This is a genomic window from Pseudomonas sp. FG98 (assembly GCF_057808595.1).
Genome location: NZ_JBMDIJ010000052.1, coordinates 15,243 through 27,174, shown reverse-complemented (window position 1 = coordinate 27,174; position 11,932 = coordinate 15,243). Strand labels below are relative to the sequence as shown.

Here is an 11,932-nt window from a genome sequence, read left to right as displayed (position 1 = left end):
TTATGCTTGGCGCCATGCACTCACAAGAACAACATGCAGAGTGAACCCATGAACATGCAGCTTGCCCCCGCCTCCGTGCTCGACCCGATGGAAACCGCCAGCGTCGACCAGCTCCGCGCCCACCAGCTGGAACGCCTGCGCTGGAGCCTGGAACACGCGTATCAGAACGTGCCGATGTACCGCCAGCGCTTCGATGAGCTGGGTGTGCACCCGTCCGACCTGAAGGATTTCGCCGACCTGGCGAAATTCCCTTTCACCGTGAAAAACGACCTGCGCGACAACTACCCGTTCGGCATGTTCGCCGTGCCCCAGCACGACATCGTGCGCCTGCACGCCTCCAGCGGCACCACCGGCAAACCGACGGTGGTCGGCTACACGCAGAAGGACATCGATACCTGGGCCGACCTGGTGGCCCGCTCGATCCGCGCCGCGGGCGGGCGCAAGGGTGACAAGGTGCATGTGTCGTATGGCTATGGCCTGTTCACCGGCGGCCTCGGCGCGCACTACGGTGCCGAGCGCCTGGGCTGCACGGTGATCCCCATGTCCGGCGGCCAGACCGAAAAGCAGGTGCAGCTGATCCGTGATTTCCAGCCGGACATCATCATGGTCACCCCCTCGTACATGCTCAATCTGGCCGACGAGATCGAGCGCCAGGGCATCGACCCGCACAAACTGGCCCTGCGCCTGGGCATCTTCGGTGCCGAGCCGTGGACCCCGGAGCTGCGCGCGTCGATCGAGGCACGCCTGGGCATCACCGCTCTGGACATCTATGGGCTGTCGGAAATCATGGGCCCGGGCGTGGCCATGGAATGCGCCGAGAGCCGCGACGGACCGACTGTGTGGGAAGACCATTTCTACCCGGAAATCATCGACCCGGTGACCGGCGAAGTGCTGCCGGACGGCGAACTGGGCGAACTGGTGTTCACCACCCTGAGCAAGGAGGCACTGCCCATGGTGCGCTACCGCACCCGCGACCTGACCCGCCTGCTGCCGGGCACGGCGCGACCGATGCGGCGCATCGACAAGATCACCGGACGCAGCGACGACATGCTGATCATCCGCGGGGTCAACGTGTTCCCGACCCAGGTCGAGGAGCAGGTGCTCAAGGTCAAGCAGCTTGCCGAGTGCTACGAGATCCACCTGTACCGCAACGGCAACCTCGACAGCATCGATATCCACGTCGAACTGCGCGGCGAGCACCAGCACCTGGGCGAGGCGCAACAGAAAGAGGTGTGCTCGGAGCTGGGCCGGCATATCAAGACCCATATCGGCATCAGCTCGCGGATCGTGTTGCAGCCGGCGTACTCGATCAAACGGTCGGAGGGCAAGGCTTGTCATGTGTATGACAAGCGCAAGCAACAAGCCTGACTTGCCGGCCTCATCGCTGGCAACGCCAGCTCCCACAGGGTTCGGCGGTGTACGCAATACCTGTGGGAGCCGGCATTGCCGGCGATGAGGCCATCAGCCTCGACTGGAAATTCAGCTCCTGCTTACCAGCCCGACAATCACCGCAAACAACTCATCCCGCGCCTGCCCATCCTCGATCTCCCCGGCCACCGCCGCCCCGGACAAGGCATCGGCGGCACCGAGCATGCCCCATAGCCCAGCCGTAGACAGTGTCCCGGCGAACGGCCCAAGCACCGCGCGGCATTTGTCGAGAAACTCCAGCTGGCATTCGCGCTTGAGCCGGGCCAGCTCCGGCGAGCCTTCCAGCGCCGCCAGCACCCCGGGAATCTCCCGCCCTTCGGCCAGTACGCAATCGACATAGCTGTCGGCGATCGCCCGCGCCTTGCCTTCCAGGCTTGCTTCTCCCGCCGCCATGGCCGCATCGATCAGCCGGTTCTGGCGCACTTCGAAATCCCGGTACAGCGCAGTCAGCAGGCCTTCCCGGGTACCGAAGTGGTCGTACACCGTGGGCTTGGTGATCCCCGCCGCTTCGGCCAGGCGCCCCAGGCTCAGGGCATCGCTGCCCTCCTCGGCGATCAGTTGCCGGGCAACCTCCAGCAATTGCTCCAGGCGCTGCTCCCGGCTCAGGCGCTTGCGGGTATCGGACATGCATCAACTCCTCTGCGTGAACAGCTCGCGGCCAATACGCCGCGCCGCGTCCAGGTGACCTTGGGGAAAGTCGTCATCGGCCTGGGTCAAAAGCGTCGAGGATGCCACCCGCGCGCCGCAATAGCCAAAGATCCCGTGCTCGATCTGGGTGTGCATGGCCACGGCATAGCCGTGCTTGTCATAGGTGCGCGGCCCTGCCCCGGCCAGCGCCACCAGGTGCACCGGCAGACGCTGCAGCAGGCCCTGCTCGGCCTGGTCGTAGGCCCAGCCGCTGGTGAAAACGCGGTCGATCCAGCCCTTGAGCACGCCGGGGAACGACCACCAGTACACCGGATAGACCAGCACCAGGGCATCGGCCCGGTCGATGCGCGCCTGCTCGGCGAGCACATCGCCGGCAAGCGGGGACTGGTTGCGGAACAAGCCGAGGTCCTCGGCATTGAAGCGCGGGTCGAAGCCCTCGGCATGCAGATCGGCTATCTCGAAGCCGTGAGCCTGGGGGATATGCGCAGCCAGTTCGGCGGCGACGGTGTGGGTCAGGGACTGCTTGTCCGGATGGGAAACCACGATCAAGGCATGCATGGGATGAACTCCTGCGAAGGTCGAATCGATGTACCAAAAGTACATACTATAAGTACATAGAACAACCCGCACCCGCGAACCGGTCAATTCGATACACAATTCAATTGCGACACCATTTTTTATGTTTGATATTTTGTTTTGTATCACTTATAACTGTATCCACGCCCCGAAGCCCCCATGACAAAAAGGCGGGAGACACATATGTACGCACAATTGGTCGAAACCGGCGTCAAGCGCCTGAAGACCCTCGACGAGATGTCCGCACAGGAGCGCGCCTTCCAGGAGCGCATCGATGCCGAGATCAAGATCGAAGCCAAGAACTGGATGCCCGATGCCTATCGGCAAACGCTGATCCGGCAGATTTCGCAGCACGCCCACTCGGAAATCGTCGGCATGCTGCCGGAAGGCAACTGGGTCACTCGCGCCCCGTCGCTCAAGCGCAAGCTGCAACTGATGGCGAAGATCCAGGACGAGGCCGGGCATGGCCTGTACCTGTACAGCGCCATGGAGACCCTGGGCGCCGATCGTGATACGGAAATTGAAAAGCTTCACAGCGGAAAAGCAAAATATTCCAGCATCTTCAACTATCCGACCCTGAGCTGGGCCGATGTCGGCGCGGTGGGCTGGCTGGTGGATGGTGCCGCCATCGTCAACCAGGTAGTGCTCCAGCGCACCAGCTACGGCCCCTACTCGCGGGCGATGGTCCGCATTTGCAAGGAAGAGAGCTTCCACCAGCGCCAGGGCTACGAAATCCTCCTGACCATGATGCGCGAGGGCACCCAGGCGCAGAAGGACATGGTCCAGGACGCCATCAACCGCCTGTGGTGGCCATCGCTGATGATGTTCGGCCCGAGCGACGAACACTCGCCCAACAGCGCCCAGTCCATGGCCTGGAAGATCAAGCGCCAGAGCAACGACGAACTGCGCCAGCGCTTCATCGACCAGACCGTGCCGCAACTGGAACTGCTCGGCTGCACCGCCCCTGATCCGGAGCTGAAGTGGAACGCCGAGCGCGGCCACTACGACTTCGGCCAGATCCAGTGGGACGAATTCTACGAAGTGCTCAAGGGCAACGGCCCATGCAACCAGGAGCGGGTCGCCACCCGCCGCCAGGCCATCGAGGATGGCGCCTGGGTCCGCGAAGCCGCCGTCGCTCATGCACAAAAGAACGCCCGCAAAAAAGCCAACAAGAACGCCGCCTGAGCGCCGCCCGAGGAGAAATCGCCATGTCCGAATGGACCCTGTTCGAAGTGTTCGTGCGCAGCAAGCACGGGCTTAACCACAAGCATGTCGGCAGCGTGCATGCCGCCGATGCCGCCATGGCCATCGAGAACGCCCGCGAGCTGTACACCCGGCGCAACGAGGGCGTGAGCCTGTGGGTAGTGCCCTCGGCGCTGATCACCGCCTCTTCGCCGGACGAGAAGGACCCGCTGTTCGCACCGTCGGAAGACAAGATCTATCGCCACGCCAGCTTCTACGAGCTGCCGGCCGAAGTGGGGCACATGTAATGACTTCTGCCATGAACGGGGATCTGATCCAGTACCTGCTGCGCCTGGGCGACAGCGCCATGGTCCAGGCCCAGCGCCTGTGCCAGTGGTGCGGCCGCGCCCCGGCGCTGGAAGAAGAGCTGGCGCTGATGAACGTCGGCCTCGACCTGGTCGGCCAGGCCCGCAACTGGCTGGAATATGCCGCCGAACTGGGCGCCGACGGCCGCGATGCCGATCACCTGGTGTTCCGCCGCGACGAGCGCGCCTACCGCAACCTGCTGCTGGTGGAACAGCCCAACGGCGACTACGCGGTAACCATCCTCAAGCAGTTCTTCTACGACGCCTGGCATTTCGCCGTGCTGCAGGGCCTGTGCCGCTCCAGCGACGAGCGCATCCAGGGCATCGCGGCCAAGGCGCTGAAGGAAGTCACCTACCACCTGCGCCGTTCCGGCGAGTGGGTCGAGCGCCTGGGCGACGGCACCGAGCTCAGCCGCCAGCGCATGCTCGCCGCCCTGCCCCAGGTCTGGCGTTTCACCGTCGAGCTGGTGGACGCCGATGCGGTCGAACAGCGCCTGTTCCAGGCCGGGGTGATCGGCAATCCCGAGCAGGTCGCCCTGGATTGGCAGGCACAGGTCGAAGCCACCTTCGAGCGCGCCACCCTGCCGGTGCCGCTGCCGGCCAGTCACTTCTACCTCAGCGGTCGCCAGGGCGTGCACAGCGAGCACCTCGGCCTGCTGCTGGCGGAAATGCAGTCCCTGCCCCGAGCCTACCCCGATGCGACCTGGTGAGCTGATCGCCAGCGACCGCGGCGCCCGTGCGTCGCGGCCCGACGACCTGAGCCAGGCCTGGACGGTGCTGGAACAGGTCATGGACCCGGAAGTGCCGGTAGTCAGCGTGGTCGAGCTGGGCATCGTCCGCGACCTGGACTGGGCCGACGGCCACCTGCGGGTGACCGTGACCCCGACCTACTCCGGCTGCCCGGCCACCGAGGTGATCGAGCAGGACATCTGCAGCGCTCTGGAACAGGCGGGGTTCGCCGCGCCGGCGCTGAACCGCCAGCTCAGCCCGGCCTGGACCACCGACTGGATCAGCGCCAGCGGCCGTGAACGCCTGCGTGCCTACGGCATCGCCGCGCCGGCCGGCAGTTCGAACAAGCGCAGCCTGCTCGGCGAACCCGATGTGATCGCCTGCCCGCAGTGCGGCAGCACCCACACCGAGGTGCTCAGCGAGTTCGGCTCGACCGCCTGCAAGGCCCTGTACCGCTGCTGCGACTGCCGCGAGCCCTTCGATTATTTCAAGTGCATCTGAGCGCTTGCTGGAGAATTTCCCATGAGCCAGTTCCATAGCCTGACCGTCAAGCAAGTGCGCAACGAAACCCGCGACGCCGTGTCGATCCTGTTCGACGTGCCGGGCGAGCTGGGCGAGACCTTCCGTTTCACCCAGGGCCAGTACCTGGTGCTGCGTACCCGTCTCGACGATGAAGAGGTGCGCCGCTCCTACTCGATCTGCACCGGGATCAACGACGGCGAACTGCGCGTCGCGGTGAAGAAGGTCGCCGGCGGGCGTTTTTCCGCCTTCGCCAACGAAGTGCTGGCGGCCGGTGACGTGATCGACGTGATGCCGCCTTCCGGCAGCTTCCACGTGCCGCTCGACCCGGCGCGCCACGGCCACTACCTGGCAGTGGCGGCGGGCAGCGGCATCACGCCGATCCTGTCGATCGTCAAGACCACCCTGGAAGCCGAGCCGAACAGCCGCTTCACCCTGCTCTACGGCAACCGCGCCAGCGGCTCGGCGCTGTTCCGCGAGCAGCTGGAAGACCTGAAGAACCGCTACCTGCAACGCCTCAACCTGATCTTCGTGTTCAGCCGCGAGCAGCAGGACATCGACCTGTACAACGGCCGCATCGATGCGGACAAGTGCGAGCAGCTGTTCAGCCGCTGGCTCGACGTGCCGCAGCTGGAGGCCGCGTTTATCTGCGGCCCGCAGGCGATGACCGAGACCGTGCGCGATGCCCTCAAGGCACGCGGCATGGCTACCGAGCGCATCCATTTCGAACTGTTTGCCGCCGCCGGCAGCGACGAGCGTCGCCAGGCCCGCGAGGCCGCGCGCCAGGTGGATTCGGCGGTAAGCCAGATCACCGTGATCAGCGATGGCCGCGCGCTGTCCTTCGACCTGCCGCGCAACAGCCAGAGTGTGCTGGATGCCGGCAACGCCATCGGCGCCGAACTGCCCTACTCGTGCAAGGCCGGGGTGTGCTCGACCTGCAAGTGCAAGGTGATCGAGGGCGAGGTGGAGATGGACAGCAACCATGCCCTGGAGGACTACGAAGTGGCGGCCGGGTATGTGCTGTCGTGCCAGAGCTACCCGGTGAGTGAGCGAGTGGTGCTGGACTTCGACCAGCTCTGAGCCTGTTCCGGCCCTATCGCTGGCAAGCCAGCTCCCACAGGGATCGAGTGCACCGCCAGACCTGTGGGAGCTGGCTTGCCAGCGATGAGGCCGCAAAAGCAATACCCAAGCGTGAATCACACAACAACTACAACAAGATCAAGAGAGCGCCCACACCATGACTCCCAGTCATATCGAATCCATCAGCAACCACCCCGACTTCCAGCAACTGGTGCGGCGCAAGCGCCGCCTCAACGGCAGCCTGACCGCCGCCATGCTGGTGATCTACTACGGCTTCGTCCTGCTCGTGGCCTTTTCCCCCAGCACCCTCGGCCAGTCCCTCAGCGGCGGCGTGACCAGCGTCGGCATGCTGGTGGGCGTGCTGATCGTCCTGCTGTCCTTCGCCCTCACCGGTATCTACGTGTACCGCGCCAATAACGTCCTCGATCCGCTCAACGACAAGGTCAAGCAGGAGTGCGCGCAATGAACTGGACCGCCATCGGCATGTTCCTGCTGTTCGTCGTCTTCACCCTCGGCGTGACCCGCTGGGCCGCCCTGCGCACCCGCTCGGCCAGCGACTTCTATACCGCCGGCGGCGGCCTGACCGGGATGCAGAACGGCCTGGCCATCGCTGGCGACATGATCAGCGCGGCGTCCTTCCTCGGCATCTCGGCGATGATGTTCCTCAACGGCTACGACGGCCTGCTCTACGCCCTCGGCGTGCTTGCCGGCTGGCCGATCATCCTGTTCCTGATCGCCGAACGTCTGCGCAACCTGGGCAAATACACCTTCGCCGACGTGGTTTCCTACCGCCTGGCGCAGACCCCGGTACGCCTGACCTCGGCCTTCGGCACCCTGACCGTGGCCCTGCTGTACCTGGTGGCGCAGATGGTCGGCGCCGGCAAGCTGATCGAGCTGCTGTTCGGCATCAGCTACCTGTACGCAGTGATGCTGGTCGGTGTGCTGATGGTGTTCTACGTGACCTTCGGCGGCATGCTCGCCACCACCTGGGTGCAGATCATCAAGGCGGTGATGCTGCTGTCCGGCACCACCTTCATGGCCTTCATGGTGCTCAAGCACTTCGGTTTCAGCACCGAGGCGATGTTCGCCAGCGCCGCCGCCGTGCACGCCAAGGGCACCGCGATCATGGCTCCGGGCGGCTTGCTGTCGAACCCGGTGGACGCCATTTCCCTCGGTCTGGGCATGATGTTCGGCACCGCCGGCCTGCCGCATATCCTGATGCGTTTCTTTACCGTCAGCGATGCCAAGGAAGCGCGTAAGTCGGTGTTCTACGCCACCGGTTTCATCGGCTACTTCTACCTGCTGCTGATCGTCATCGGCTTCGGCGCCATCGTCATGGTCGGTACCGAACCGGCCTACCGCGACGCCAGCGGCGCAATCATCGGCGGCGGCAACATGATCGCCGTGCACCTGGCCCAGGCCGTGGGCGGCAACCTGTTCCTCGGCTTCATCTCGGCGGTGGCCTTCGCCACCATCCTCGCCGTGGTCGCCGGCCTGGCGCTGTCCGGCGCTTCGGCGGTGTCCCATGACATCTATGCCTGCGTGGTGCGCAAGGGCAAGGCCAGCGAACAGGAAGAAATCCGCGTCTCCCGCGTCGCCACCCTGGTGATCGGCGTGCTGGCGATCATCCTCGGCCTGATGTTCGAGTCGCAGAACATCGCCTTCCTCTCCGGCCTGGTACTGGCCATCGCCGCCTCGGTCAACTTCCCGGTGCTGTTCCTGTCGATGTTCTGGAAAGGCCTGACCACCCGTGGCGCCGTGGCCGGCAGCCTGGCGGGCCTGGTCTCGGCGGTGATCCTGCTGGTGTTGAGCCCGGTGGTGTGGGTCAACGTCCTACATCACGACAAGGCGCTGTTCCCCTACTCCAACCCGGCGCTGTTCTCCATGAGCGCGGCCTTCCTCGCCGCCTGGGCGTTCTCGGTGACCGACCGCTCAGCCCAGGCCAGCGAAGAGCGCGGCCGCTACCTGGCGCAGTTCATCCGTTCCATGACCGGCATCGGCGCAGCCGGCGCGGCAAAACACTAATCAAGAAAACGACTCGGGAATAACAACAATGAACCCTATTCGCCTTCTGGCAGGCCTGACCCTGCCCCTCGCCTGCACCCCGGCCCTGGCCGGCTTCATCGAAGACAGCCACGCCAGGATCGAGCTGCGCAACCACTACATCAATCGCGATTTCCACCAGGACAACGCGCCACAGTCCAAGGCCGAGGAATGGGCCCAGGGCTTTACCGCCAAGCTGGAGTCGGGCTTTACCGACGGCACCCTGGGCTTCGGCGTCGATGCCATGGGCCAACTGGGCATCAAGCTCGACTCCAGCCGCGACCGCCGTGGCACCGGCCTGCTGCCCTACGGCCGCAACAGCCTGGAGCCGGCCGACGACTACAGTGAGCTGGGCGTGACCGCCAAGGTGCGCCTGTCGAAGAGCGTGCTGCGCCTGGGCACCCTGCAGCCGCTGCTGCCGGTGGTGACCTACAACGACACCCGCCTGCTCGCTTCGACCTTCGGCGGTGGCCTGCTGACCAGCCAGGAGATCGACGGCCTGACCCTCAACGGAGGGCGCCTGACCAAGGCCAACCTGCGCGATTCGTCGAGCAACGACGATATCGGCTACGGCGCGGCGAGCAGCGATCACTTCGATTTCGGCGGCGGCACCTATGCCTTCAACCCGCAACTGGCGGTGACCTACTACTACGCCAAGCTGGAAGAGATCTATCGCCAGCAATATGTCGGCCTGCTCCACACCTTGCCGCTGGCCGAGGGCATGAGCCTGCGCAGCGACCTGCGCTATTTCGACAGCCGCGGCGACGGCGCCGAGCGCGCCGGGCGCATCGACAACCGCAACTTCAACGGCATGTTCACCCTGGCGGTGGGCGCGCATAAGTTCAGCGGCACCTTCCAGCAGATGTCCGGCGACAGCGCCTTCCCCTTCCTCAACGGCGGCGACCCGTACACCGTCAACCTGGTCACCTACAACACCTTCACCCGCGCCGGCCTGGACTCCTGGCAGGCGCGCTACGACTACGACTTTGCCGCCCTGGGCATTCCCGGCCTGACCTTCATGACCCGCTACACCGACGGCCGCCACGCCAAGGCCGCCGGCATCGACAACGGCCGCGAGCGCGAACGGGACACCGACCTCGCCTACGTGATCCAGAGCGGCCCGCTGAAGAACGTCAGCCTGCGCTGGCGCAACGTCACCTTCCGTTCCGGCAACGGCCTGACCAATGCCCTGGACGAAAACCGCCTGATCGTCGGCTACACCCTGGCGCTGTGGTAACAGCGCCCTTTTAAAAGAATCGGAGGACACCACGATGTCTGCTGCCCCTACCTTGCAAAGCTTTATCGCCGGTCGCTGGATCGGCCAGCACGCCGCCCAGTCCCTGCGCAGCGCCATCGACGGCCATGTCCTGGCCCACGCCCATGAGGAGCGCCCGGACTTCGCCGAGGCCATCGCCTTCGGCCGGGTACAGGGCCGCAATGGGCTGATGGGCCTGGACTTCCAGCAGCGCGCCCAGCGTCTCAAGGCGCTCGCCCTGTACCTGGCCGAGCGCAAGGAACAGCTCTATGCCCTGTCCCACCACAGCGGCGCCACCCGCGCCGACAGCTGGATCGATATCGAGGGCGGCAATGCCACGCTGTTCTCCTATGCCGGCATCGGCGCTCGCGAATTGCCGTCCGGCAACCTGGTCCACGAAGGCCCGGCCATCCCCCTGGGCAAGCAGGGCCGCTTCGCCGGTAGCCATATCCTGGTGCCACGGGCCGGCGTCGCCGTGCACATCAACGCCTTCAACTTCCCGATCTGGGGAATGCTGGAAAAGTTCGCCCCGACCTTCCTTGCCGGCATGCCGTGCATCGTCAAGCCGGCCACGGCCACCAGCTACCTGACCGAAGCCGTGGTGCGCCTGATCGACGAGTCCGGCCTGCTGCCGCCGGGTGCCCTGCAACTGGTGATTGGCAGCACCGGCGACCTGCTGGAGCGCCTCGACGGCCAGGACCTGGTGACCTTCACCGGATCGGCCGATACCGCGGCGAAACTGCGGGTCACGCCCAACCTGATCCGCAACTCGGTGCCCTTCACCGCCGAGGCCGACTCGCTGAACTGCTCGATCCTCGGCCCGGACGTGGCTCCGGACAGCGAGGAGTTCGAGCTGTATATCAAGGAAGTCGCCCGGGAAATGACCACCAAGGCCGGGCAGAAATGCACCGCCATCCGCCGCGCCATCGTCCCGGCCAGGCACCTGGACGCGGTTGCCACCCGCCTGCGCGACCGCTTGAGCAAGGTGGTGGTCGGCGATCCGTCGGTGGAAGGCGTGCGCATGGGCGCGCTGGCGTCCCACGCGCAACAGGCCGATGTCGGTGAGCGGGTCGAGCAGTTGCTGCAGAGCTGCGACCTGCTGTTCGGTGCCCGCGACGGCTTCGAACCGCGCGGCGACGGCGTGGCCAACGGTGCCTTCTTCGCCCCGACCCTGCTGCTGGCCCGTGATGCCCATGTCGAAGGCGGCGCCCACGACATCGAAGCGTTCGGCCCGGTCAGCACGCTGATGACCTACGACGACCTCGACGAAGCCCTGGCCCTGGCCGCCCGTGGCAAGGGCAGCCTGGTGGCCAGCCTGATCACCGCCGACCGCGCCGTCGCCGCCAAGGCCGTACCGGTCGCCGCTGCCTGGCATGGCCGCCTGCTGGTACTGGACGCCGAAGCCGCTGCCGAGTCCACCGGGCATGGCTCGCCGCTGCCGCAGCTCAAGCACGGCGGCCCGGGTCGTGCCGGCGGTGGCGAAGAGCTGGGCGGCCTGCGCGCGGTCAAGCACTACCTGCAACGGGCTGCGGTGCAGGGCTCGCCGAGCATGCTGATGGCCGTGACCGGTGAATACGTGCGCGGTGCCGAAGTGATCGAAACCGAGGTGCATCCGTTCCGCCGCCATTTCGAGGACCTGCGTATCGGCGAGTCGCTGCTGACCCACCGCCGTACCGTCACCGAAGCCGACCTGGTCAACTTCGGCTGCCTGTCGGGCGACCACTTCTACATGCACTTCGACGAAATCGCCGCCCGCGAATCGCAGTTCGGCAAGCGTATCGCCCATGGCTACTTCGTGCTCTCGGCGGCGGCCGGGTTGTTCGTCAGTCCCGCTCCGGGGCCGGTGCTGGCCAACTATGGCCTGGACAATTTGCGCTTCATCAACCCGGTGGGCATCGGCGACACCATCCAGGCCCGGCTGACCTGCAAGCGCAAGATCGACCAGGGCAAGAAGAGTCCGCAGGGCGTGCCGCAAGGGGTGGTGGCGTGGGATGTGGAGGTGACCAACCAGCTTGGGGAACTGGTGGCGAGTTATGACATTTTGACCTTGGTGGTGAAGCGAGAAGACTGAGGTTCATCGTTGCTATTGAGGGCCTCATCGCCGGCA

At 65.4% G+C, this 11,932-nt stretch carries 11 protein-coding genes and 1 pseudogene; 10 read left to right on the top strand and 2 right to left on the bottom strand.

Annotated features, from left to right (window positions below; all coding sequences use genetic code 11):
• Positions 1–48 precede the first annotated feature (48 nt).
• A complete protein-coding gene (paaK, locus tag ACODSK_RS23495; protein WP_489019483.1) occupies positions 49–1,368 on the top strand; it encodes a phenylacetate--CoA ligase PaaK in 1,320 nt (439 codons plus the stop codon).
• Between the two features lie 111 nt (positions 1,369–1,479).
• Here the strand turns inward: paaK and ACODSK_RS23490 are convergent, their stop codons facing one another.
• Both ACODSK_RS23490 and ACODSK_RS23485 read right to left on the bottom strand, forming a co-directional pair.
• Positions 1,480–2,055, bottom strand: coding sequence for a TetR/AcrR family transcriptional regulator (locus ACODSK_RS23490; protein ID WP_489019482.1), 576 nt, complete (start codon positions 2,053–2,055; stop codon positions 1,480–1,482).
• A 3-nt stretch (positions 2,056–2,058) separates the two neighbouring features.
• Entirely contained in the window at positions 2,059–2,634 is a 576-nt protein-coding gene (locus ACODSK_RS23485) for an NAD(P)H-dependent oxidoreductase (RefSeq protein ID WP_489019481.1), read from the bottom strand.
• Positions 2,635–2,835: 201 nt separating this feature from the next.
• Between ACODSK_RS23485 and paaA the strand changes: the two genes are divergently transcribed.
• From paaA to paaZ, 9 genes and pseudogenes are all read left to right on the top strand, one after another.
• Entirely contained in the window at positions 2,836–3,837 is a 1,002-nt protein-coding gene (gene paaA, locus ACODSK_RS23480) for a 1,2-phenylacetyl-CoA epoxidase subunit PaaA (protein ID WP_489019480.1), read from the top strand.
• Positions 3,838–3,860: 23 nt separating this feature from the next.
• Positions 3,861–4,142: a 1,2-phenylacetyl-CoA epoxidase subunit PaaB gene (gene paaB / locus ACODSK_RS23475; protein ID WP_075804132.1), complete on the top strand. Its 282-nt coding sequence runs from the start codon at positions 3,861–3,863 to the stop codon at positions 4,140–4,142.
• Between the two features lie 11 nt (positions 4,143–4,153).
• The gene (gene paaC, locus ACODSK_RS23470; protein ID WP_489019479.1) at positions 4,154–4,909 is read left to right on the top strand and encodes a 1,2-phenylacetyl-CoA epoxidase subunit PaaC; all 756 of its coding nucleotides are present in this window, start codon (positions 4,154–4,156) and stop codon (positions 4,907–4,909) included.
• Complete coding sequence (paaD, locus tag ACODSK_RS23465) at positions 4,896–5,429, top strand: 1,2-phenylacetyl-CoA epoxidase subunit PaaD (protein ID WP_489019478.1); 534 nt, start codon at positions 4,896–4,898, stop codon at positions 5,427–5,429. The genes paaC and paaD overlap by 14 nt, the downstream gene beginning before the upstream one ends.
• A gap of 21 nt (positions 5,430–5,450) precedes the next feature.
• Entirely contained in the window at positions 5,451–6,527 is a 1,077-nt protein-coding gene (gene paaE, locus ACODSK_RS23460) for a 1,2-phenylacetyl-CoA epoxidase subunit PaaE (protein ID WP_489019477.1), read from the top strand.
• Positions 6,528–6,684: 157 nt separating this feature from the next.
• On the top strand, positions 6,685–6,993 hold the full coding sequence (locus ACODSK_RS23455) for a DUF485 domain-containing protein (protein ID WP_489019476.1): 309 nt from the start codon (positions 6,685–6,687) through the stop codon (positions 6,991–6,993).
• Positions 6,984–8,552 (top strand): annotated as a pseudogene (locus tag ACODSK_RS23450) (cation acetate symporter); the annotation flags it as partial. The gene ACODSK_RS23455 and the pseudogene ACODSK_RS23450, both read left to right, overlap by 10 nt.
• A gap of 28 nt (positions 8,553–8,580) precedes the next feature.
• On the top strand, positions 8,581–9,807 hold the full coding sequence (locus ACODSK_RS23445) for an OprD family porin (RefSeq protein ID WP_489019475.1): 1,227 nt from the start codon (positions 8,581–8,583) through the stop codon (positions 9,805–9,807).
• A 34-nt stretch (positions 9,808–9,841) separates the two neighbouring features.
• Positions 9,842–11,896, top strand: coding sequence for a phenylacetic acid degradation bifunctional protein PaaZ (gene paaZ, locus ACODSK_RS23440; protein WP_489019474.1), 2,055 nt, complete (start codon positions 9,842–9,844; stop codon positions 11,894–11,896).
• Positions 11,897–11,932: the final 36 nt, after the last annotated feature.